This window comes from Mesorhizobium sp. WSM4845, assembly GCF_055811455.1.
The window spans coordinates 202900-224823 of sequence record NZ_JBVVQA010000004.1 but is presented as its reverse complement, the minus strand read 5'-3'; the positions used below and the strand labels follow the sequence as shown (position 1 = coordinate 224823).

Annotated in this window: 18 protein-coding genes; 6 read left to right on the top strand and 12 right to left on the bottom strand. The window is 63.7% G+C overall.

Annotated elements, in window-relative coordinates; genetic code table 11:
* Positions 1 to 29 precede the first annotated feature (29 nt).
* From AC0L2C_RS07055 to AC0L2C_RS07045, 3 genes are all read right to left on the bottom strand, one after another.
* Positions 30 to 1025 carry an ABC transporter permease gene (locus AC0L2C_RS07055; RefSeq protein ID WP_023796946.1) on the bottom strand — a complete coding sequence of 332 codons (996 nt, stop codon included), beginning with the start codon at positions 1023 to 1025 and terminating at the stop codon, positions 30 to 32.
* Positions 1026 to 1107: 82 nt separating this feature from the next.
* Positions 1108 to 2652, bottom strand: coding sequence for a sugar ABC transporter ATP-binding protein (locus AC0L2C_RS07050; RefSeq protein ID WP_287246963.1), 1545 nt, complete (start codon positions 2650 to 2652; stop codon positions 1108 to 1110).
* Positions 2653 to 2868: 216 nt separating this feature from the next.
* The gene (locus tag AC0L2C_RS07045; protein ID WP_287238426.1) at positions 2869 to 3831 is read right to left on the bottom strand and encodes a sugar-binding protein; all 963 of its coding nucleotides are present in this window, start codon (positions 3829 to 3831) and stop codon (positions 2869 to 2871) included.
* A 994-nt stretch (positions 3832 to 4825) separates the two neighbouring features.
* Between AC0L2C_RS07045 and secDF the strand changes: the two genes are divergently transcribed.
* Positions 4826 to 7381, top strand: a complete 2556-nt coding sequence (gene secDF / locus AC0L2C_RS07040) for a protein translocase subunit SecDF (protein WP_287238424.1) — start codon at positions 4826 to 4828, stop codon at positions 7379 to 7381.
* Positions 7382 to 7478: 97 nt separating this feature from the next.
* On the opposite strand, the gene AC0L2C_RS07035 is transcribed toward secDF, so the two are convergent.
* Positions 7479 to 7730, bottom strand: coding sequence for a hypothetical protein (locus AC0L2C_RS07035; RefSeq protein ID WP_473523040.1), 252 nt, complete (start codon positions 7728 to 7730; stop codon positions 7479 to 7481).
* Positions 7731 to 7768: 38 nt separating this feature from the next.
* On the opposite strand from AC0L2C_RS07035, the gene AC0L2C_RS07030 reads away from it, so the two are divergent.
* On the top strand, positions 7769 to 8737 hold the full coding sequence (locus tag AC0L2C_RS07030) for a LysR family transcriptional regulator (protein ID WP_287238421.1): 969 nt from the start codon (positions 7769 to 7771) through the stop codon (positions 8735 to 8737).
* Positions 8738 to 8910: 173 nt separating this feature from the next.
* Here the strand turns inward: AC0L2C_RS07030 and AC0L2C_RS07025 are convergent, their stop codons facing one another.
* Positions 8911 to 9513, bottom strand: coding sequence for an ArsR/SmtB family transcription factor (locus tag AC0L2C_RS07025; RefSeq protein ID WP_287120155.1), 603 nt, complete (start codon positions 9511 to 9513; stop codon positions 8911 to 8913).
* Positions 9514 to 9749: 236 nt separating this feature from the next.
* Here AC0L2C_RS07025 and AC0L2C_RS07020 point away from each other — a divergent pair, with 236 nt between their 5' ends.
* Complete coding sequence (locus AC0L2C_RS07020; protein ID WP_287238418.1) at positions 9750 to 10142, top strand: GFA family protein; 393 nt, start codon at positions 9750 to 9752, stop codon at positions 10140 to 10142.
* A 46-nt stretch (positions 10143 to 10188) separates the two neighbouring features.
* Here AC0L2C_RS07020 and AC0L2C_RS07015 read toward each other — a convergent pair whose 3' ends face one another.
* Positions 10189 to 11694 carry a winged helix-turn-helix domain-containing tetratricopeptide repeat protein gene (locus AC0L2C_RS07015; protein ID WP_473523039.1) on the bottom strand — a complete coding sequence of 502 codons (1506 nt, stop codon included), beginning with the start codon at positions 11692 to 11694 and terminating at the stop codon, positions 10189 to 10191.
* A 135-nt stretch (positions 11695 to 11829) separates the two neighbouring features.
* Here AC0L2C_RS07015 and AC0L2C_RS07010 point away from each other — a divergent pair, with 135 nt between their 5' ends.
* The gene (locus AC0L2C_RS07010) at positions 11830 to 12069 is read left to right on the top strand and encodes a DUF1127 domain-containing protein (RefSeq protein ID WP_287064099.1); all 240 of its coding nucleotides are present in this window, start codon (positions 11830 to 11832) and stop codon (positions 12067 to 12069) included.
* Positions 12070 to 12893: 824 nt separating this feature from the next.
* Here AC0L2C_RS07010 and AC0L2C_RS07005 read toward each other — a convergent pair.
* The gene (locus tag AC0L2C_RS07005) at positions 12894 to 13331 is read right to left on the bottom strand and encodes a c-type cytochrome (RefSeq protein WP_287071048.1); all 438 of its coding nucleotides are present in this window, start codon (positions 13329 to 13331) and stop codon (positions 12894 to 12896) included.
* 10 nt (positions 13332 to 13341) lie between these two features.
* On the opposite strand from AC0L2C_RS07005, the gene AC0L2C_RS07000 reads away from it, so the two are divergent.
* On the top strand, positions 13342 to 13464 hold the full coding sequence (locus AC0L2C_RS07000; RefSeq protein ID WP_353838664.1) for a hypothetical protein: 123 nt from the start codon (positions 13342 to 13344) through the stop codon (positions 13462 to 13464).
* A 657-nt stretch (positions 13465 to 14121) separates the two neighbouring features.
* On the top strand, positions 14122 to 15867 hold the full coding sequence (locus AC0L2C_RS06995; protein WP_473523038.1) for an adenylate/guanylate cyclase domain-containing protein: 1746 nt from the start codon (positions 14122 to 14124) through the stop codon (positions 15865 to 15867).
* A gap of 272 nt (positions 15868 to 16139) precedes the next feature.
* Here AC0L2C_RS06995 and AC0L2C_RS06990 read toward each other — a convergent pair whose 3' ends face one another.
* The 5 genes from AC0L2C_RS06990 to AC0L2C_RS06970 all read right to left on the bottom strand — a co-directional run bounded on the left by AC0L2C_RS06990 (position 16140) and on the right by AC0L2C_RS06970 (position 21924).
* A complete protein-coding gene (locus tag AC0L2C_RS06990) occupies positions 16140 to 17264 on the bottom strand; it encodes an S-adenosylmethionine:tRNA ribosyltransferase-isomerase (RefSeq protein ID WP_473523037.1) in 1125 nt (374 codons plus the stop codon).
* Complete coding sequence (locus tag AC0L2C_RS06985) at positions 17261 to 17983, bottom strand: SDR family NAD(P)-dependent oxidoreductase (RefSeq protein ID WP_473523036.1); 723 nt, start codon at positions 17981 to 17983, stop codon at positions 17261 to 17263. Before AC0L2C_RS06985 ends, AC0L2C_RS06990 begins: the two co-directional genes overlap by 4 nt.
* Positions 17984 to 18278: 295 nt before the next feature.
* Positions 18279 to 18674, bottom strand: coding sequence for a (R)-mandelonitrile lyase (locus AC0L2C_RS06980; RefSeq protein WP_287238409.1), 396 nt, complete (start codon positions 18672 to 18674; stop codon positions 18279 to 18281).
* Positions 18675 to 18811: 137 nt separating this feature from the next.
* A complete protein-coding gene (locus AC0L2C_RS06975; RefSeq protein ID WP_473523035.1) occupies positions 18812 to 20929 on the bottom strand; it encodes a xanthine dehydrogenase family protein molybdopterin-binding subunit in 2118 nt (705 codons plus the stop codon).
* Positions 20926 to 21924, bottom strand: a complete 999-nt coding sequence (locus tag AC0L2C_RS06970; RefSeq protein WP_473523034.1) for an FAD binding domain-containing protein — start codon at positions 21922 to 21924, stop codon at positions 20926 to 20928. Before AC0L2C_RS06970 ends, AC0L2C_RS06975 begins: the two co-directional genes overlap by 4 nt.

The following is a 21924-nucleotide window of genomic DNA, read 5'->3' as shown; positions in this document are numbered from 1 at the left end:
CTCTGTGGGAGAAGGGAGAGGCGGAGCCGCTACTCCGCTGCCGCGCCGGCCGCGCCCTTGCGGGTTGCCTCCAGCATCAGCCGCCGCTCCCGGTACACGCCCCATTGCTGGTCGACCAGCACGCCGATCAAAATCACGCCGCCCATCACCGCGAAATTGAGCGAGGACGGGATGCCAAGCAGGTTGACGAGGTTTTGCAGTTCCTGCAGCAGAACCGTGCCTAGGATCACGCCGAGCAGCGAGCCTTCGCCGCCGCGCAGCGAGAAGCCGCCGAGCACGGCTGCGGCAATGGCGTAGAGTTCGTAGAACTGGCCGTGGCTGGCCGGCGAGATCGAGCGCGTGTACATGGCGAAATAGATCGCCGACAGCGCCGTCAGCACACCGCAGATGACATAGGCCGCCATGACGACGCGGCCGGTGCGGATGCCCGAATATTTCGCCGCCTCCTCGTTCTTGCCGATGGCGTAGAGGTAGCGGCCGAACACCGAACGGTGCAGCACCACCCACATCACGATGGCGATGACGATCAGCGCGATGAAGCTGTTTGGCACGCCATAGGATCGCCCCGCGGTCAGGAATTCGAGTTCCGGGAAATTCTGTCCGAAAGCGAAGCCCGCCGTGCCGTCGGCTGTGTAGAACCGCGCCACGCCGCGATAGATCAACAGGCCGCACAGCGTCACCACGAAAGGCTGCAATTTGAGCCGCGTGATCAGCCAGCCATGTGCCAGCCCGATGATGCCGCCGAGCACGAGGATCAGCGGCAGTGCCACCGGCCATGCCATGCCGCGCGTGGCGATGAAATCGACGAACAGGACGCCGAGCAGCGCAACCACCGAGCCGACCGATAATTCGATGCCGCCGGTGATGATGACGAAGGCCTGGCCGATCGCCAGGATGCCGAACAGCCCGATCAGGTTCGATGTGTTGGCGAGGTTGATCGGCAGCAGGAAACGCGGGTTGATGATCGCCACCACCGCTCCGACCACAAGGATCAGGATCAGCAGGCCGAGATCTTTCTTGCTCATCGTCTTCTCCCCAATGCCTGCCTAAGCAGGTTCCGCAAAAGTGTTGCGCGGTTTTGCGACCGGAACCTGCGCCAAACAAAAGCTATTTCGGCTGCTTGCCGACGGCCAGCAGCAGCACGTTTTCCTGGCTGAACTGTTCCTTGTCGAGAATGCCTGAGATCTGGCCCTCATGCATGACGGCGATGCGGTCGGAGACGCCGATCACCTCCTCCATGTCGCTCGATATCATCAGCACGGCGACGCCGGCATCGGCCAGCGCCCGCATCAGCCCGTAGATCTCCGCCTTGGCGCCGATGTCGATGCCGCGCGTCGGCTCGTCGAGGATCATCACCTTGGGGCTCATGGCCAGCCACTTGGCCAGCACCACCTTTTGCTGGTTGCCGCCCGACAGCGTGCCGGTGCGCGTCGCCACCGAGGGCGCCTTGATGCCGAGATTGCGTTTCTGCTTCTCGGCGGTGACGGCTTCGGCACGGGCAGAGACCAGGGATCGCCGGGCATGGGCCGGCAGATTGGGAAGCGAAATGTTCTGGGCAATCGACAGGTCGAGCAGGATGCCGGTCAGCTTGCGATCCTCGGGGACGAGGAAGATCCCGTTGGCCACAGCGTCGGCCGCCGAACCAAGAACCAGATCTTTTCCATCAAGCTGGAGCGCGCCGCCAAGGCTCTTCTCGATGCCGAAAAGCACGCGCGCCAGTTCGGTCCGGCCGGAGCCGACAAGGCCTGCCAGGCCAAGGATTTCGCCGCGCCTGACGCCGAGATCGACCTGTCGGTCTGGATAGGCGCTGGTGCGAACGGCCTTGGCCGACAGCGCGACGGCGCCGGGCGGGCGCGCCGATTCTGCGGCCTTCTCCCGCTCCTTCAGCATGCGGCCGATCATCAGCTTGACCATCTGGTCGTGGTTGATGGCGTTCTTCGGCAGCGTGCCGGCAAGCATGCCGTCCCTCAGCACGACGACGCGATCGGCAACCCGCTCGACCTCGTGAAGGCGATGCGAGATGAAGATGACGCTGATGCCGTCGGCCTTCAACGCCTTGATGACATCGAGCAGCTTGTCGGTTTCGGCAAGGGGCAGGCTCGACGTCGGCTCGTCGAGGATGACCAGCCGCGCCTCGATCGACAGCGCCTTGGCGATTTCGACCATCTGCTGCTGGGCAAGCGACAGCGCCGATACCGGGGTGTCGGCCGAGAAATTGGCGCCCACACGTTTGAGCAGCGGCGCCGCCAGCATGCGCAGCCTGGTGCGGTCGACAAGCCTGAGCGGACCGGCGCGCAACGGCTCGCGGCCGAAAAAGATGTTGGCAGCAACGTCGAGGTTTTCGAACAGGTTGAGTTCCTGGTGGACGAAAGCGATGCCGGAACCGATGCTGGCCTCGACGGTCAGCCCGTCATGGGCAACGCCGTCGACGGTGATCGTGCCGGTGTCGGGTGTGGTCACGCCACCGAGGATTTTCATCAGCGTCGACTTGCCGGCGCCGTTTTCGCCGACGAGGCCGATAACCTCGCCAGGCCTCACCTCCAGCGAAAACCCGTCCAGCGCGACCACGCCGGGATAGGTCTTGCGCACGGCCTCGAGACTGAGGAACGGGGCAATCGTGGATGCGCCGATGGATGCGTCGGAATAGTTCATCATGCCTGACAGCAGTTGGCGGGCCAGCCTCCCCGCAGATTGATGAGCCTGATCAGGCCCGTCAATAACAAGCGGAGCCAGTCACGCCAGCGTCGCGCTGCCCTCCCCCTAACCCTCTCCCCGTAAAAAACGGAGGATTCGCCAGCGTTGCAACCACTGCCCTTCTCCCCGTTCTGCACGGGAAGAAGGGGGATGAGGGGCCAGCGCCGACGACGCTCAGTTTCCGGACATCGCTTTCAGATTGGCGGCATAGGCGTCGACGTCGTCCTTGCCGATGATCTTGGTCGGGATGATGATCAGGCCGTTCTCCGGAATGCCCGACTTGTCGCCCTCGAGATAGGCCGCCATCAGCCTCATGCCCTGGTAGGCCCATTCGAACGGCTGCTGCACGACGGTGGCGGCAACGGTGCCTTCTTTGACGCCGCCGAGCGTGATCGGATCGTCGTCGAAGCCGACGACCGTGATCTGGCCGAGCTTGCCGGCGTCGCGCAGCGCTTCATAGATGCGCGGCGTGTTGTAGGAATAGAAGCCGACCATGCAGGTGACGTCGGGGCTGGCGACCAGCGCGTCCTCGACGTTCTTCTTGGCGCGGGCCTGGTCGATGTCGTCGCCACGCACGTCGATCAACTCGATCTTGGTGCCGGCGAGCCCTTCCTTCATGCCTTCGATGCGCTCTTTGGCATTGTCGGCGCCGAGCAGGCCGACGAAGCCGAGGCATTTGCCGCCGTCGGGCATCGCCTTCTTGGCGATCTCGGCCGCCTGCTTGCCGGCATCGATGTTGGACGAGCCGATATAGGCGATACGCTTGGTCTGCGGCGCGTCGCTGTCGGTGGTGAACAGCGCCGTCTCCGAGGCGATCTTGTTGAGCCCGTCGGTCGAGGTCTTGGGATCGACGGCCGAAACCATGATCGCCTTGACGCCGGCCGTCACCAGATCATCCATCAGCCGCTGCTGGATGGCGACCGACGACTGTTCCGGATATTTGAGCTCGAGATTGTAGTTGGGCAATTCGGCCTGGGCCTTCTTGACGCCGGCTTCGGCCGCCTTCCAGAAATCGGAAGCGCCGTTGACGACGAAGGCCAGCGTCGGTTTGTCCTGGGCACCGGCAATCGCCGTGAAGGACAGACCTAGAGCCAGGGCCGCTGCGGCGACGGACGCATTTCGTATCGCAGATTTCATGTTCAACCTCCCATTTGATCCAGTCATTTTCGCTGATCTGAACTTTGTCGAATGCGGCTTGGACGCCCTCCTCCTCAAGGGTGCTGGCAGCGAAAGAACGGCGCCATCCCAGCCACGATCTGAACTCTAGAGACTCATTGGCTGCTCGTAAATAGTCCGATTTGTCTGATATTTCGTGATTGTGTAGCGTTGCCCTGCAGCGCTAACGTCCCGGACAAAGGTGGTCCAAAGCTATGCAGATGAGGCTCCTGTGGATATTGGTATACGAGTATACTAATATCCAGTTCGGCAATCTGAGAACAGCTTCTGCAGCCAACCGTTCTAGTCCCGAGAAAGGTGCGCTTCAATTCGCAGCACAAGTGCTATAGTGAGACCAAGAACGCGGCTCGCCGCTTACCGAGGCAACGAAAGCGAAAGCGTATTGGTCGCAGTGTATGAAAGCCGTAGCGATGGGATGAGACGAGGCGGCCGAGGACGGGGCGGGCCTGGCGTCGTGCTCAGCCTGGGTGCCGGTCTGCGGCTGCTGGCTTCGCTGCTCTTTCTGATCTGGACCATTCCTGCGGCAACAGCCGACCAGGTTGCGCACGACCTAGCCAAAGGCCAAATCGGCGCGACCGAGCCAGTCACACACCCGACTGTCCTTGCCCGCAGCATTGCGCGCCACGTCGGCGCTGAGACTTCCCGTTTCAAGACACCTGTCATTGCGAGAGATGGCAAACCGTTTTGCATTATCGCGGATTTGCGGCTGCCGCCTGAAACCGCGTCAGCCGCGCCGTTTGGCATATGGTCCGAAGACCGGCCGGAATTGTCGCCGATCCGCGCCTTTGATGCGCGCGCGCCTCCGCTTCTCACGGCGTGAACCTGGCCGCGACCGGGGTCCTGGACTCGCAAAACTTTCACATCGCGTTCCGTTCGTCGAGTTGCTCGCCGATCGGAACGCCAAAGCTCTTGTCGGAGGCGGTTTCCGCCCGATATGGGCTGAACGGACAAGAACATGCTGCATTTTTCGCGCTGGAAGACCATTCTCATCTGGCTGACGGTCCTGGCCGGTATTCTTTACGCAGCTCCCAATCTGGTTCCCGCCTCCACTCTGGCATCGCTGCCGAATTGGCTGCCAAAGCAGCAGCTGACGCTGGGACTCGACCTGCAGGGCGGCTCGCACATCCTGCTCCAGATCGATCGGCAGGACCTTGCCAACGAACGTCTCGAATCGGCACGCGACGAGGTCCGCACATCGCTGCGCGATGCCCAGATCGGCTATACCGGGCTTGCCGGCACCGCCAATTCCATCCAGGTCCGCATTCGCGACCAAGGCCGGATCGAAGCGGCGAAGAGCGCGCTCGAAAGATTGGCGCAGCCGATCTCGACGGGCATGTTCATGAGCGGCTCGGTGACCGAGATGGAGATGACCGAGCCGGAACCGGGCCTGCTGCGCTTCACGCTGACCGAAGCCGGGATCGACTACCGGATCGCCGCAGCGCTGACCCAATCGATCGAGGTGGTGAGCCGGCGCGTCAACGAACTCGGCACGACCGAGCCGATCATCCAGCGCCAGGGATCGGACCGCATCATGGTCCAGGTGCCGGGCCTGCAGGATCCGCAGCGGCTGAAGGATATCCTCGGACAGACGGCTAAGCTGACTTTCCAGATGGTCGACCAGTCGATCCCGGTCGAGGAGGCGATCTCCGGCCGCCCGCCGGCGGGCTCAACGGTGATGTATTCGACGGAAGAGCCGCGGGTTCCGCATCTGATCGAGAACCGGATCATCGTTTCCGGCGAAAACCTTGTCGATGCGCAGGCAACCTTCGACCAGCGCACCAACGAGCCGGTGGTCTCGTTTCGCTTTGACAGCCGCGGCGCCACCCGCTTCGGTCAGGCCACCCAGGCCAATGTCGGGCGCCTGTTCGCGATCATCCTCGACAACGAGGTGATCTCCGCGCCTCAGATCCGCGAACCGATCCTGGGCGGCACCGGGCAGATATCCGGCAGTTTCACGGTGGAGAGCGCGAACGATCTTGCGGTCCTGCTGCGCGCCGGTGCACTGCCTGCCGACCTCACCATCGTCGAGGAGCGCACCGTCGGTCCGAGCCTCGGCAGCGATTCGATCGAGGCGGGCCAGTTCGCGGCAATCATCGCCGGGGTCCTCGTCGTCGGCTTCATGCTGTTCGCCTATGGGCGGCTGGGGCTGATCGCGAATATCGCGCTGCTGGCCAACGTCGCACTGATCATCGCCGTCCTGTCCGTGCTCGGGGCGACGCTGACGCTGCCTGGCATCGCCGGCATCGTGCTGACGATGGGCATGGCGGTCGATTCCAACGTCATCATCTTCGAGCGCGTCCGCGAAGAGAACCGCCAAGGGCGCTCGATCGTGCAGTCGATGGATTCCGGGTTCAAACAGGCGCTGGCGACTGTCGTCGACGCCAATGTGACGACGCTGATCGCCGCCGTCATCCTGTTCTTCCTCGGCTCGGGGCCGATCAAGGGGTTTGCCGTCACCCTCGCCATCGGTATCGTCACCACCGTGTTCACGGCGTTCACGCTGACGCGCTGGCTGGTCGCGTTCTGGCTTCGCCGGCAGCGGCCGAAAACCATGCCCGCCGGTGTCATGCGGCTGGTGCCCGACGACACGCGCGTGCCGTTCATGGCATTCAGAAAATACGCCTTCACGCTGTCCGTGCTGTTGTCGATCGCTTCGGCGGTGCTGTTCTTCACTGTCGGCATGAACTACGGCATCGACTTCCGCGGTGGTTCGAGCATCGAGGTGCAGGCAAAGGGCCAGCAGGCCGACATCGGCGACATCCGTGAGCGGCTGACGGGTCTCGAACTGGGCGAGGTGCAGGTGCAGGAGTTCGGCTCGGCCCGGGATGTGCTGATCCGCATCGGCACCCAGGGGGGCGGCGACGTTGCCGAACAGTCCGCCGTCGAGAAGGTAAGAAGCGCGCTCGAAACCGACTACGAGTTCCGCCGCATCGAGGTTGTCGGTCCGACAGTGTCCTCCGAGCTCGCGTTCAACGGCACAATGGGCGTGCTCGCCTCGCTGCTGGCGATGCTCGTCTACATCTGGATCAGGTTCGAGTGGCAGTTCGGGCTCGGCGCCATCATTTCGACGTTCCACGACGTGATCCTGATGGTCGGCTTCTACGTCGTCGCCGGCATAGAGTTCAATTTGACCTCGATTGCCGCGATCCTGACTATTGTCGGCTATTCCATCAACGATACGGTTGTCGTCTATGACCGGGTCCGCGAGAATCTGCGCCGCTATAAAAGGATGCCGATTGCCGAGCTGCTGGACCTGTCGATGAACCAGACGCTGGCGCGAACGGTCCTGACCGGCGTGACCACGCTGTTTGCGCTGGCGGCGCTTTCGATCTGGGGCGGCGAGGTGATCCAGTCCTTCACGGTCGCAATGATCTTCGGCATCCTCGCCGGGACCTATTCCTCCATCTTCGTCGCCGGGCCGCTGCTGATCCTGTTCAAGCTCCGGCCGGGCGCCCTCAGCCAGGAGGAAGCCGCCGTGGCGAAAGAGCCGCCGGCGCAACAGGCCTTGTAATGGGCGGTGCCATCTCTTTGGGTCCGCTGTAGCTTTTGATCTGGCGCATAATCCCTTGCGAAATCGATTCCGATGTTCGGGGTCATGCGCCAACTGGCTAGACCGTCTCTCGCATCGCCTCGTTGCCGTGCAGCCAGTCTTTCATCTTGGCGACCGGCAAGGACGGCGGCGGCGCTGAACCTTGGGAGGTTCTGAGCGCGGCAATTTCGTCGTGAATGCCGGCAGCGGCGGGCCAGCGCGGCCGCCTGCTCCAGGCTGACACCCCGGACGAGCGGGTCTGCATGCCGATGCGCAAGCCGCCATTTCGCGTTCGTCCGAGCGATGCACCGCCCAGCCGGTAGAATTGCATGTTTGATCTTGATGAAGCCAATGATATGATATCTGGATATGCTGAATGAAATTGATCTTTCGCGTACCGATCTCAATCTCCTCGTCCTCTTTGAGGCCGTGCTCGGAGAGGGCCACGTGGGCCGGGCGGCGGACCGGCTTAACCTGACGCCATCGGCAGTCAGTCACGGACTCGGCCGGCTGCGCCGGCTCCTCAACGATCCGCTGTTCCTGAGAACGCCCAAGGGCGTGGTGCCGACGGCGCGTGCAACGGAACTGGCCGCGCCGATCGCCGACGTTCTGGCGCGCGTGCGCAGCGTGATGGCGACTGCCGCGCCCTTCGATCCCGCCACGGCCATGCGCCGGTTCGCAATCGGCGCACCGGACGGTGTCTCAGCCGTGATCCTGCGCCCGCTCCTCGCCGAACTCAGCCGGATTGCGCCACGCATCGACGTCGGCGTGCGTCAGATCTTGCCCTCGCCAGCCCGCGTCTGGCGGAGCGCGATTGTCGATCTCGAGGCGCACGCCATCGATATCGCGATCATTCCGTCCGATGACATCCCGCCTCGCTTCGAAAAGCGCTGCATCTACGAGGAAGACTTTGTAATTGCCATGCGCCCTGGACATCCGTTCGCGCGTGATCCGAGCCTGGAGCGATACTGCAGCGTGCAGCATCTGGTCGTCTCGGACAGCGGCGATCCTTACGGCTTCGTCGATGAACAACTAGCCAAGCAAGGCCGGGCGCGACGGGTTGCGTTGACGGTTCCGAACTTCATGTTCGCGCTTGCCGTCATCGCCGAGACCGACCTCATCTCGGCCCTGCCGCGGCGGTTCGTTGCCATGCATGCGGCGCGTTTCGGCGTGCTGAGCCTCGATGCCCCGTTGCCGTTGCCCGGCTTCCGGCTCAACGCCGTCGCTCCCAAGGTCGCGATGGTGGATGCGGGCGTGGCATGGCTCTTCGATCTGCTTGCGGAGCAGACTGCGCAGAAGCACCCCAGCGGCTTGCCCGCACGAAGTCGGCAATCATAACTCGGAAAGCTTCGTCGGCGCCGCCAGCGTGGATGAAACTGACAATTGCGTTTCTCCTGCAGCGCTACTCCGCGGGAGTTGGGCAGTGCTTTCCAAGCCAGGTTCGCCATTTTGGCTCCTCCCGTTTTGCGATGCTCGCTGCATCGACCGAGCGATCGCCTGCAGCATCTTTTTTACTGAACCACCTTTCCTTGCGGTTTGGCTGGTGACGGATGCGCCGTCACGACAAGGCGATGCGACCGTCCCTGCGGCGCAGTTTCGTCGTGATAGCGTGCTGCCAGCGTGGTGATGGCCTCAGTCAATTCACGCGTGAACGAGGCGCGGTCGGCGGCGGAGCGGAAGCGGATTTCGGTGTCGATCGCCAAGGTCGCCAAGCGCTTGCCGGCATCGGTGGCGGCGCGCTGGAGAGCTCCGATCTCCCGCACCAGCCGGGCGCCGAGCGCGATCAGGTAGCTTGCCGACAGGCGGTCCGGGGTGCGGTCCGGATCGGCGCCGACCGGACCCAGTGCGCTCGTCGAGACGACATAGCTTGTGGCGCTCGCCACCATGAGCCGCTCCGTCAGGCCACCCCACTTGCGCGTGTCTGCAACTTGGACAAGCCCGTGCTCCTCCAGAGCATGCAGGTGGTAATTGATCTTCTGCCGCTTGAGGCCGAGGCGTGTGGCGAGGGTAGCGGCCGAGGCCGGCTCCCGCAGTTCTGAGAGGAGTTGACTCCGAACGGGCTCCAACGCGGCGGCGGCCGCGCTCGGCCGATCTATGACTTCGATATCGAGCATGCAGCCCTCCCATTGACAATCTTTCCTGTCAATGCGCGTTGACGAGTGTAATTGTCAAGAGCGAAAGGGCCGCTTCGTCCGAACTTTCCAGATGGCATGCGGCTGCAGCAAGCGAGCCAGCTGTCGCCCACTGCGGAAGTCGATGCGTCCCGCAGACGGCCCCGCGCGTGGCAATTGCAATGACGGTGCCGTTCGTTGTAGCCATTGCGACCGCTTGATTTTGGAGGAGACGCAGCATGGACCGATTCACTGGCGGTTGTCTTTGCGGCAGCGTCCGGATTGTGGCGTCGGGGCTCCCGTACCGGGTCGGCATTTGTCATTGCCTCGACTGCCGCAAGCATCATGGCGCGCTTTTTCACGCTTCCGCGGTGTTCCCCCAAGACGCTGTGACGATCGAAGGCGAGACGCGCGACTACGCCGGGCGGTTTTTCTGCCCCCGCTGCGGCTCGACAATTTTCGGACGCACCGCAGACGAAATCGAGTTGAACCTGGGATCCCTGGACGCCCCCGACCAACTGATGCCAACCTACGAAAGCTGGATCATCCGTCGCGAGTCCTGGTTGCCGCCGTTTCCGCTCACGAGGCGGTACGAGCGCGACCGTGACGCCACGAGTCGCTTTGAGGCGTAGTCGCCACGAACGGTACGAAAGCGTTTTGGGAGGTCACGCCGGCACGTCACTCCGGAAGACCGGCCTTGCGGAAGCCGTCGACGAAATGCTCGAGCGTCGCAGCGTCGCGGAATGGCTCCGTCGCGGCCCAGTGGCGGGTTGTGAAATGCGGGTTGCCGACGAGGAACAGTTCGGCCTCGGCGCGCGCCGCGTCGACCTGGCCCAGTTGGGCAAGGCTTGCCGCCAGGAAGCGGCGTGAGCTTGTACGATAAGTCTCGTCCCTGCGCAGTGTTTCGGCAGCCGCTTCGTATTGGCCGGCCGCATATTGCGCCTGGCCAAGCGTCAGATAGTACCAACTTGCCGGAAACGGGTTCAACCGGAACGCCTTGCGAATGTGCTCAAGGCCTTCCTTTACCCGTCCGGCCAGGACCGCGATGTCGGACAATGCCGCCCAGGCATCGGCCTCGTTCGGATCGAGCTCGATCGCCCTGGCGAATTCCGCATCCGCCTCGGCGAAGCTGCGCTCATAGGCAAGCAGGTAAGCCAAAACCCAGCGGCAGCCGGCATCGTTCGGATCGACCGCCACGGCTTTGCGCGCCAGTTCCAACGCAACGCTACGGGACGTTTCGGTTGGTCCGCCGGAATGCACCCATCCCATCCAGTGGTTCATGGCAAGCCAGCGATAGGCCTCGGCATATTCCGGATCGAGCGAAACCGCGCGGGTAAGCATCAGATGCGCTTCGCGCGCCGTCTGCGGCGTGTCATCCATCAGCTTGCGCGCCCGCACGCAGAGATCGTAAGCCTCAAGGCTTTTGGGCCGGTTGCGCGGCGGCGGTGCGCGCAGCCTGCCGAGCAACGCCTCGACGATCATGCCGGTGACCTCGTCCTGAACGGCAAAAATGTCTTCCAGGCTGCGATCGAAGCGCTCCGCCCATAGATGGTCGCCACTCACTGCGTCGACCAGCTGGGCGTTGATGCGCACGCGCCCCGCAGCGCGCCGTGCGCTCCCCTCCAGCAGGTAGCGCACGCCGAGATCCTGTGCGATATCGCGCACGTCCATCGCCTTTCCTTTATAGGCGAAGGCCGAGTTGCGTGCGATGACGAACAGCCCGGAGATCCTGGACAGGTCGGTAATCAGGTCGTCGGTCAAGCCATCCGCGAAGGATTCCTGCTCGGGATCGTTGCTGACATTGACAAAGGGCAGCACCGCTATCGATGGCTTGCCGGGCAGCGGTATAGGTTTTCGCTTCGCGCCGAGCTGTTCGACGGCCCCCGTGAAGCGGTAGCCGACGCGCGGAACCGTGGCGATCCAGTCGCCACCATCTGCAGCCGGGCCAAGCAGCTTTCGCAGCAGCGCGATCTGCACGGTGAGGTTGCCTTCCTCGACGGCCGTGCCCGGCCACGCCGCGTCCATCAACTCGGCCTTCTCAAGGATCTCGCCGGCTCGTCCAACGAGCGCCGCAAGCAGCTTTAGCCCGCGGTAGCCAACGGCAACGGGGACATCATTGCGAAGCAGCGTTCCCGCACCGGAATCAAGCACGAACGGACCAAAGGCAAAGCGCGATCCCTGCATGCGGCGTATCTATAGCCCGTTTGGAAGTTTTGAGAACTATTTGGCAGAGCTTAATTACGACGCTGTTCGTATCCTGCAGAATTCAGCCTCTTTCAGGTCGAGGGTCCCTGGACCTTCAAACCGATGGAGGTTGCTATGAACGATACTCTTGCATCGGCCCCACATCAGGCAGGGGCAACGCCCGTGGAGCCGGCGGAAATGTCGCGTCGGCACCTGACGACCTTGCGCAGCATTATCGCGGCCTGGGACGAGCGCAAACGCTTTCGCTGGGAACTTGAGCAGATGTCGAAGGACAATCCCCATTTGATCGACGACATCGGTCTGACGAGACGACAGGTCGAGGCAGAGATCGCCAAGCCCTTCTGGCGACGATAATCCTCGTCGCCGCAGGGTCGCGAAGCCGATACCGTCATCGTCGCCCTTGGTGCGCCAAAAGCATCTCGGTGCGAGAAGCTGGGCCGCCGATCCGGTCCAAAATCGAGCGCTCGCGTGCGTCAGCGGGGCGGCTTTTTCCTAAAGCCTCATGCGACGCGCTTTAGGTTGTTGTTTTTATGCATGTCGTTATCGCAAAACCGCTACGCACTTTTGCGCGACATGCATTAGTCGTCGTCGTCATCATCCGTATAGCGGTCGCTAGCGGCGACGATCATAGTCCTTGTAACGACGGGAGGATCGGTCCTCCTGGTAAACCCTGCGTTTGACGTAGGTCTCACAATAGTCGTCTTCACAGTAGGTCTCGACAATTCGCTCACGCACAACGCCGTTGTTCGACGAGCTATTCGAGCTTGTGTTCGAGGACTGACTGTCCGCGTGGGCAACGACTGTCGCCATCATCGTCGCTGATGTCACCAGTAGGAACGTCATACGCATGGCTGCCTCCATTTTTGGCTAGATAGCGCAACGCAAAGCCAAATCGAGGTGAAACTCAACGGCTGGGCATGCAGAGCGTGCACCGCAGTCCAGCCGAAATAAGTTCGCCGGACAGGATGAAACTGGGAACTCGTATATTGTTGCTGCGCCTTTTTGAGATCACCGCTCGGAGCGGTCCGCCTTGCGCCCCATAAACTGCCCTCGCCGCCCCAGCCAAGATCGGACCAACCGGTCATTGGTCAAGGGGAAGCGAAGTGACCTCCATGCAGAATTCGAGCGTTCATCGGCTTCGGCGCAACCCGGCCGCGGCCACTCCTGGCAGCGAGGATTCAGGGTAGCGGGATTGGCGTGTCACTGAGTGTGCGCAAGTAGGCAATTAAGTTCGTTCGTTCAGTCTCGTCCGGAACACCCGGCACCTCCATGTAAACGCCCGGCGTCGTGAGCATGGGCTCAAGCAGAAATTTGTTCAGGTCCTCGTATGTCAAGACACCCTGCCATGCCAGCAAGGCGTCGGAGTAACGCCTCTTGGCCACAGATGCTTTGTCGCGACCGACGACGTTCCACAAAGTCGGTCCCTGATTGGCCCCTTCGTCCGGCACGGCATTGTGGCAGTAGGCACAGAGGCGGGAGAAGGAGGATCGGCCTTTCTCTACGTCGGCGGCAGCCAACTTCTTCGAGATCGGGGCTGGCGTTGGCAAGATGACGCCGTGCGCGATGAGATAATCAGCCACTTCGCGTTGCGCCCGCAGCCAGGACGCGACCGACAAGCTTAACCGCCTGATCGACTCAGGCCCGTTCGACGTCCATGTCGCCCGGACATTCGCGTTCAACAGGGTTGTTGATGCGCACCGAGCACTTGCCACCCACTACGTCGGCAAGCTCGCTTTGCGGGTGAGTTGAGCAAATGGTGGATTCCATCAGCAGGCGTTGCGACGGCGGAACAGGACTGTGACAGACATGGAAATGTGCTGGCGCTTTCCCATGAGTTCCGCCGATCGCCGCTGATCTGCCAGAAACAAAAAATGCGTTGCCGTTTGCTGTCACCGACTATCGCGGCTGCAAATGGCGCGCCGGAGAGGATGAAACTGGGCACCGCTATGTCATTACTGCGCCCATTGATTTCTAAGATCACTTCTCGGAGCGGAGGGTCGGCGTTGCGCCACTTGCCGACCTCAGCACCTCCAAGCGCGAACGTCTGGTGTGATGCGGGCGTTGTCGGGCATCTCCCTGTTACATCGCGGTGACAAAGCACCGCCACGGTGGCGTCAACCGGTTACACAGAGCAGGAAATATCTCCGGCCTTCTGGGAGTGGTCAGCGTCCCAGAGGCTAGCGTGGGCGTGTCGTCGGTTGGCTGTTAGCGCGGCGACTGGAACGCTTCACGCCTCGCAAGCGGGATAGCGAAGTCTCGTGAAGGCAAGGTCAGCTGCGATCTCCGTTCTGTATCGGCGACGGGCGGCGACTGGGAGAGATGGATACCATGCACACAGGGCGTCCGGAAGTTAGCAGGACATGGACGCGGGGCGGCCCGCGTGCCGGCGCTTGGCTGAGCGGTGCAATGACCACGAAGCGCCGCCTCGCAGCGATCCTGGCTTGTGACGTGGTCGGCTATTCGCGCCTGACGGAGCGCGACGAGCGCGGCACGCTCGAGCGGCTGAAGATCTACCGCAAGGACCTCCTCGTACCGCTGGTCTCCGAGCACCAGGGTCGGATCGTCAAGCTCACCGGCGACGGGATGCTGTGCGAGTTCGCGAGCGTCGTTAACGCGGTGACCTCGGCGATGGCGATCCAGCAGGCCCTGGCAGAACACGAGGCGGAGACGCCCGAGGAAGAGCGGATTCGCTTCCGCATCGGCGTCAATCTCGGCGACGTGGTCTGCGAGGAGGACGGCGACCTCTACGGCGACGGGGTCAACATCGCCGCCCGCCTCGAAAGCATCGCCGATCCCGGCGCCGTAGTCGTATCGGGCACCGCCTACGAGCACCTTCAGGGCAAGCTCGACTGCGGCTTCACGCCGCTCGGCGACCTGCGCCTCAAGAACATCAAGCGGCCTGTGCGCGCCTACCGCGTCGAGACCGACGCCAGCGCCTCGGTGGCTGCACTGCCTCCCCTGCCCGAGAAACCCTCGATCGCGGTTCTGCCTTTCACCAACATGAGCGGCGACCCCGACCAGGAATACTTCGCCGACGGGCTGGTGGAGGACATCATCACGGGATTGAGCCGGGTGAACTCCTTCTTCGTGATCGCCCGCAACTCGTCCTTCACCTACAAGGGCCGGGCGGTGGACCTGCGCCAGGTCGGGCGCGAGCTGGGCGTCCGCTACGTGCTCGAAGGCAGCATCCGCAGAGCAGGATCGCGGGTACGCATCAGTGGGCAGTTGGTGGACGCGATCAGCGGACACCATGTCTGGGCCGACCGCTTCGAGGGGGACGTGAGCGACATCTTCGACCTGCAGGACAAGGTGACCGAGAGCGTCGTCGGCGCCGTCGAGCCGAGCATCCGGCTGCAGGAGATCAAGCAGGCGCGCATGAAGCCGACCGACTACATCAGCGCCTACGACCTCTACCTTCGCGCGCTGCCGCGCTTCTACAGCATGACGCCCGAAGGCTTTGCCGACGTGCGCCGGCTCACCAACGAGGCGCTCAGCATCGACCCCAGCTTCAACTTGGCGAAGGCACTCGGCGCCTATATCCGCAGCCTATCCGTGAGCCAGTGCTGGCACGAGCCCGACGATAACCGAGTCGCCGCGCGCATGGCGCGCGAGGTATTGGCTGAAGCGCGCGACGACCCCACGAGCCTACGCTTCGCCGCGCAGGTGATCGCCTACAGCGCGAAGGACTACGAGATGGCGCTGGGCACGATCGAACGATCCCTGCTACTCAACCCCAATTCGGCGCAAGGCCATACGGGCAGCGGCTGGGTGAACGCACATTCCAGCCGCCCGCTCGTCGCGATCGAGCATTTTCACAGGGCAATGCGGCTGAGCCCGGTCGACCCCGAGAAGGGCATCGCGCTCTCCGGCATCGGGATGAGCTACCTGATGCTCGAGCGCTACGAAGAAGCGCTGGCATGGGGAGAGAGCGCGCTGCACGAGATGCCGAACTACGGCTCCTCGCACCGGGTGGTGATCATGGCGCTGGTCAAACTCAACCGGCTGGATGAGGCGCAGGCGGCGGCGCGGCGGCTGATGGAGGCGTTCCCGACCTACACGCTCACCCTGCAGAGACAGATCAACCCGTGGCGGGACAAGGTGTTCGCCGAGAGTTACGTCGAGGCGCTGGGCATCTCCGGCGTGCCGGAGTGATCGTCGCGGTTGCAAAGATGCCCTCTCCTGCGCGTCACGTCCGGCCAGGCGACGTCCCTTGATCCCGCGTCGCTTCTGGAAGGACAGTTCTCTGGCCGTACTCCGGTTTCCACCCTGACGAGACCTACCGACGGTCCAGACAAAAGTCGCCGTTGGGTCAGAACTGGACGTCGCGACACGATTTTGGAATGGCGCGCCCGAAGAGATGCGAACTCCTGACCCTCGATTCGTAGCTACTAAGGTCAAAATAGTTATTCTAAATCAATTACCTGTTAAAACATGGTTTTCCGGAAGCCCTGGAAAACCAAGATCTCGGATCGCCTATAGAGTAGAGGCTGCGTCTCGCGCACGGTTTGGGTCGTGCGACCAATCCAGCGGTTGCCGATGAGCAGCATGGAATCGCCGAATTCATGCGTGCGGTATCGGTGCGCGGCGAAGGCTGCGGAGGCGTTGGCGAGCAGAGCATCGTCGGCAAAGGCGCGCAGGAGCTCGAAATGGCTTTCGCCGGGCTGGTGGACGCCTGTGAGAATCGCATCGACCACGCGAAGCGGCGTGTCCCGCGCGACGCGGCCCGTCGCAATGCCATTTCCTGCACGCACGCTGCCATCGGGATTGGCGGCCGCCTCAAGCGCGCGCACGACGCTCGTGCCGACCGCGATGATGCGGCTGCCGCGCAGCTTTGCCCGCGCGACCTGCGCCGCGGTGTGCTCGGGGATGCGGTATGGCTCGTCGAAGGGAAGTCGCGAGTCGAGCGCGTGATCCCCGGTGGAGGAAATGCCCGTGGCATGCGTGAGTGTTGCGAAGCCGATTTCGTGCCGCCGCCAGCTTTGAAGCGTGCGCGAGTCGAGCGCAAAGCCTGCCGATGGCGCCTCGAACGCGATCGGCCGGGCGGCAATCTTCGTCCAAACATCCCAAAGTGCCAACGGCTCGGGAACATGCGCGTATTGGATCGGCCGGCCGTGCTGCGCCAGTCCTGCAAGCACAGCTGCGCGGTTGCCCAAGAAGCGCAGCTCGAGAAGGCGGGGATGGTCGAGAAGGCGCTCCACAACGGCTTCAAGCGGGCCGAGCCGGAGGCGATTGCCCGGTGACAGTGGAGGCGCAGGCAGCCGATCTTCGGTGCGCGTGCGGTGATCGCCCGCGCCGAAGGCAATCGCCACGAAACGCGTTGGATCGGCAAGTGACAGCCAGCCCGCCAGGCGGATCTCGATCGCTTCACTGCTGGGGACATGCGTGCCGTGCAAGCTGGCAGGCAAGGTCGCGGCGTCATTGGCGACGACCAGGTCGTCGGGCTCGAACAGCTTCGCGAGGTCAGCGCGCGGCAGGTCGGTCATCGCGCCGTCCGCCATGACGACCAACAGCCTGGCGGAGCGCCGATCCGGATGGTCGGCGGCAATCATCCACGTGCCACGGCGCGGGGCGCTGCGCCAGCCGGCAACGCGTCAAGCAGCTTTTCGATGATCTCGGCAGCTGCCAGATCGGGGTGCTTCAAGGTGGCCGGATCGGCGTCAGGAAGCGCCAGCGCGTGCAGCGGGGTGTCCATATCGCCGGGGTCGAGCGCGAGGAACCTTATGCCATCGTCTTTCGCCTCCTCGTCCCAGATCGCCGTCAGATGGGCAAGAGCGGCCTTGCTCGCACCATACGCACCCCAGCCGGGATAGGCGTTCACCGCCGCGTCACTGGAGATGTTGATCACTAGCGCGCCACGGCCCTCGCGCGCCGACGTGGCAAGCGCACCGAACAGCGCTTTGGTCAGCCGAAACGCGCCGACGAGATTGACCGCAAGCGCTTTTTCCAGATCCTCGCACTCGGTGTCGGCAAGCAGCGCAAGGGGGACCGGCCCGAGGCTCGATGCATTATTGATCAGAACGTCGAGCCCGCCGAGGCTCGCGGTGACCTGCAACGCGATCGGGTAGATGTCGTGCTTCTTACCGAGGTCGCCGACAATGCCGTGTGCGCCCGTCTCGTCAGCGATGCGCTCGACGTCCGCGGCAGTGCGTGCGACGAAGGCAACGCTCGCACCGTGCGCGGCGAGCTGCCGCACAAGCGCCAGCCCGAGGCCGGACGTGCCACCCGTGACCGCTACGCGAAGACCGTGGAAATCCATATTCGTCAGCATTGCCGATGCTCCTTCCATCCGTGCAAGCCAATGCTACAAGCTCAAGTTAACTTGAGGTCAAGCGTTCATTGCGTGGATCGATGCCGACACGATAGGTCTGGCTCGAGGCGTGATCTTCCCTTCTTCCCTTGTGGGAGAAGGTGGATTGGCGCGCAGCGCCAAGACGGTTGAGGGGTGTTGGACGGAGTGCGGCGGTGCCAAGCTGGAACACTCCTCATCCGACCGAGCTTCGCTCGGCCACCTTCTCCCACAAGGGGAGAAGGGAAGAGGTGCTGACGCCGGGTGCCGCCAGCGTTCAGCTGCGGTATTGTTCGTCGCTGACTTTCTCCAGCCATTCGACCGGCTTGCCATGAAGGGATTCCTGGATAGCGAGATGCGTCATCGCCGTCGTCGCAGACGCGCCGTGCCAATGCTTCACGCCAGGCGGAATCCAGACGACGTCACCTGGCCGGATTTCTTCGACTGGCGCGCCTTCGCGTTGGACCCAGCCGAGACCGGCCGTGACGATCAGCGTCTGGCCGAGTGGGTGCGTGTGCCACGCGGTGCGGGCGCCAGGCTCGAACGTGACGCTGGCGCCACCGACGCGCGCCGGCTCGGGCGCCTGGAAGAGCGGATCGATGCGCACGGCTCCGGTAAAGGAATCGGCCGGCCCGGGGCCGGACGGCTGTGATCCAACTCGCGTGATCTTCATTGTCTCATTCCTTCCTTGAACAGAAGCTGCGCCAACCTGGCCTGCTGCAGCCAAGGCAGCGAAAGAGCTTGCCGCGGCGAGGACGTCTCTGCGGGTGATGATCATGTCTCAAGCCCCTCCGTTTTCGACGAGGTGGGTCAGAGCAGCTTGTCCGGCGTGATCGGCAGTTCGCGGACGCGCTTTCCGGTAGCGTGGAAAATGGCATTGGCGATCGCTGGCGCGACGCCGACCAGCGCGATCTCGCCGAGGCCCTTCACGCCGAGCGGGTTCACGTGCGGGTCGTGCTCGTCGACGAAGATCACGTCCATGACCGGCGGCGCGTCGGCGTGCACCGGCACGGCGTATTCGGCGAGATTGGCATTGGTGACGCGCCCGTTGCGGGGGTCGACAACCGAGTGCTCCATGAGGGCCATGCCGATGCCGCCGATCATGCCGCCGATGCACTGGCTGCGCGCGATCTTCGGGTTGACGACGCGGCCGGCGCCATAGGCGCCGACCATGCGCCGCACGCGCGTCTCGCCGAGATCGGGATCGACGGCAACCTCCACGAACACGGCGCCAAAGGCGTGCATGGAAAACCGCTTCGTCTCATCTCCGGGAGCGACGTCGGCCGTTGCTTCGATCACTTGGCCGAGACGCTCCATGGCCTCTTCAAGATCGTTGGAGCCGGCGCGTGCCAGCGCGTCGTCGCGCGCCTTGCGGCAAGCCGCCTGCACCGCACTGCCGACGCTCGCCATGGTCATGGAACCGCCGTGGATAGGGGCGCGCGGCAGGCGGGTGTCGCCAAGTGTGAACTTGACCCGCTCGATCGGCAGGCCCAGCGTGTCCGCCGCGACCTGCGTCATCGATGTCCATGTGCCGGGTCCCATGTCACTGGCTGCGCTCATCACTTCGGCAGTGCCGTCCGGCAAGAGCCGGGCCATGGCCGAGGCGGGTGCATAGTTCATCGGATAGGTGGCGCTGGCCATGCCCCAGCCGATCAGCGAGCGCCCATCGCGCATGGAGCGCGGCGCGGCGTTCCTTTGGGCCCACCCGAAACGCTCGGCGGCGGCCCGGTAGCATTCCCTGGTCGATCGGCTCGAGAACGGGAGATCCCTAAATTCGTCCCGGTCCGGCTCGTTGCGCAGCCGCAGTTCGACGGGATCCATGTTCAGCGCGACCGCCAACTCGTCCATGGCCGATTCCAGGGCATACATGCCGCTCGCCTCGCCGGGCGCGCGCATGTAGGTCGGCGTGTGGACGTTCATGGGCGCGATGCGATGGCGCGTGTGGACGTTCGGGCAGGAGTGCAGGAACCGGGTCGCGCTGAGCAGCGCTTCGGTGAATTCCTCGTAGGTCGAGGTCTCTTGGTGGCCCTCGTGCCGGATGCCCTGGAGCTGGCCGTTACGGGAGGCGCCAAGTGCGGCCCGCTGCACCGTGTGCGGACGGTAGCCGACGCCATAATACATTTCGCGCCGCGACAGCACCAGCTTGACCGGCCGTCCGGCTACACGGGCGCCCAGCGCGGCGAGCGTGACATGCGGCCAGCAGCGCAGGCCCGAGCCGAACGCGCCGCCGACGAAGGGCGAGATGACACGCACGTTCTCAGCAGCGATGCCGAACACGGCGGCGATCTCCTCGGCAACGTTGTGCACCCATTGTGTCTTGTCCCACAGGGTCAAGCTCTTGCCCTGCCATGAGGCAATGGTGGCGAACATCTCTATCGGATTGTGGTTCTCGCGCGGGATCACATAGGTCTGGTCGACCCGGAATTCCGCTTGTTCGAAGGCGCTGTCGGGTTCGCCTCGCCGTATCTCCCACTCCGCCGGTTTCCCGGTAGGCAGAACTGGATCGACGCTTTCCATGTCGGTGGCCGCCGCTTCGTGCCGGTAGGTAACCCGCACGACCTCCGCCGCGTAAGCCGCCTGTTCAAGCGTCTCGGCGACCACCAGCGCGATCGGCTGGCCCTGGTGAGTCACTCGGTCGTCCTGCAGCACATGCAGGCGCTCGCCAACGGCTGCGTCCGGGAGGCCCTTATGCGGCTGGTAGGCGAGCCTGGGCGCGTTGCTGTGCGTCACAACCGCGATTACGCCGGGCGCCCGTTCGGCCTCCGCCGTGTCGATGGATGCAATGCGGCCGTTCGCGACAATGCTCCTGACGACGGCGGCATGGGCGAGGTTGGGTACCTCAAACTCGGCGGCATAGGTCGCGGCGCCGGTAACTTTCAGGCGGCCATCGACGCGGCTGACGGATTTTCCGATCAAGGCAGCAGTCATGCGCGTGCTCCCGCGATTTCGACCGCACGCACGATGGCGCGCTGCATGAGTTCGATCTTGAAACCGTTGTGGCCGCGACCCCGTGTGCCGTCTGCTGCGAGGGCCGCCGCCTGGCGGAGCACCGCTGGCTCGAAGTCGGCGCCGGCGAGAGCGGTCTCGACGTTCGACAGGCGCCAGGGTTTCGTTCCAACGCCGCCGAGCGCTACGCGGGTCTGCCGGATGCGAGCGCCGTCCGTCTCGATTGCGACTGCGGCCGAGACCACGGCGAACTCGAAGGAGGCGCGATCGCGTACTTTGAGATAGTGAGACCGCAGTCCTGCCGCCCTGGCCGGGACCGTGATCGCGGTGATCACTTCGCCCGGTTTCAGGACGGTTTCGAGGTGCGGCGTATCGCGGGGAAGGCGATGGAGATCGGAGAGCGGCACGGAACGGTCACCGCCAGCTCCTCGGAGCTCGACCGACGCATCGAGCGCCACCAGGGCAACCGCGAGGTCCGACGGGTGAACGGCGATACAGTTGTCGCTCGTGCCGAGCACTGCGTGCCAGCGGTTCTCGCCGTCCAGGGCGGCGCAGCCGGAGCCAGGCACGCGCTTGTTGCATGCCTCGTAGCCGACATCGCGAAAGTAGGGACAGCGTGTGCGCTGAAGCAGATTGCCGCCCATGGTCGCCTGGTTGCGGACCTGCGGGCTCGCCGAATTCAGCAGCGCCTGGGATATCAGAGGGAACTGCTCGACCACAGCTTGATGGGCGGCCACCTCCGCCATCGTGGCGGCGGCGCCAAGCCTCAGGCCTTGCGGACCGATCTCGATGCCGTCGTCGAGAACTCCCGCGAGGCTCACAAGCCGATCCGGTCGGCGGACATTCTCCTGCAGAAGCTGCACCATATCGGTGCCGCCGGCGATGTATTCGACCGGCGCATCATTGCGGCCGGCTTGAGCGCCGAAGCTGAGTGCGGCAGAGAGATCCCGCGGACGTTCGAGCACAAAGGGATGCAT

Coding starts and splice junctions, on each gene's coding strand:
- AC0L2C_RS07055 (WP_023796946.1), bottom strand. CDS start 1,025: ATGAGCAAGAAAGATCTCGGCCTGCTGATCCTGATCCTTGTGGTCGGA.
- AC0L2C_RS07050 (WP_287246963.1), bottom strand. CDS start 2,652: ATGAACTATTCCGACGCATCCATCGGCGCATCCACGATTGCCCCGTTC.
- AC0L2C_RS07045 (WP_287238426.1), bottom strand. CDS start 3,831: ATGAAATCTGCGATACGAAATGCGTCCGTCGCCGCAGCGGCCCTGGCT.
- secDF (WP_287238424.1), top strand. CDS start 4,826: ATGCTGCATTTTTCGCGCTGGAAGACCATTCTCATCTGGCTGACGGTC.
- AC0L2C_RS07035 (WP_473523040.1), bottom strand. CDS start 7,730: ATGCAATTCTACCGGCTGGGCGGTGCATCGCTCGGACGAACGCGAAAT.
- AC0L2C_RS07030 (WP_287238421.1), top strand. CDS start 7,769: ATGCTGAATGAAATTGATCTTTCGCGTACCGATCTCAATCTCCTCGTC.
- AC0L2C_RS07025 (WP_287120155.1), bottom strand. CDS start 9,513: ATGCTCGATATCGAAGTCATAGATCGGCCGAGCGCGGCCGCCGCCGCG.
- AC0L2C_RS07020 (WP_287238418.1), top strand. CDS start 9,750: ATGGACCGATTCACTGGCGGTTGTCTTTGCGGCAGCGTCCGGATTGTG.
- AC0L2C_RS07015 (WP_473523039.1), bottom strand. CDS start 11,694: ATGCAGGGATCGCGCTTTGCCTTTGGTCCGTTCGTGCTTGATTCCGGT.
- AC0L2C_RS07010 (WP_287064099.1), top strand. CDS start 11,830: ATGAACGATACTCTTGCATCGGCCCCACATCAGGCAGGGGCAACGCCC.
- AC0L2C_RS06995 (WP_473523038.1), top strand. CDS start 14,122: ATGACCACGAAGCGCCGCCTCGCAGCGATCCTGGCTTGTGACGTGGTC.
- AC0L2C_RS06990 (WP_473523037.1), bottom strand. CDS start 17,264: ATGATTGCCGCCGACCATCCGGATCGGCGCTCCGCCAGGCTGTTGGTC.
- AC0L2C_RS06985 (WP_473523036.1), bottom strand. CDS start 17,983: ATGCTGACGAATATGGATTTCCACGGTCTTCGCGTAGCGGTCACGGGT.
- AC0L2C_RS06980 (WP_287238409.1), bottom strand. CDS start 18,674: ATGAAGATCACGCGAGTTGGATCACAGCCGTCCGGCCCCGGGCCGGCC.
- AC0L2C_RS06975 (WP_473523035.1), bottom strand. CDS start 20,929: ATGACTGCTGCCTTGATCGGAAAATCCGTCAGCCGCGTCGATGGCCGC.
- AC0L2C_RS06970 (WP_473523034.1), bottom strand. CDS start 21,924: ATGCATCCCTTTGTGCTCGAACGTCCGCGGGATCTCTCTGCCGCACTC.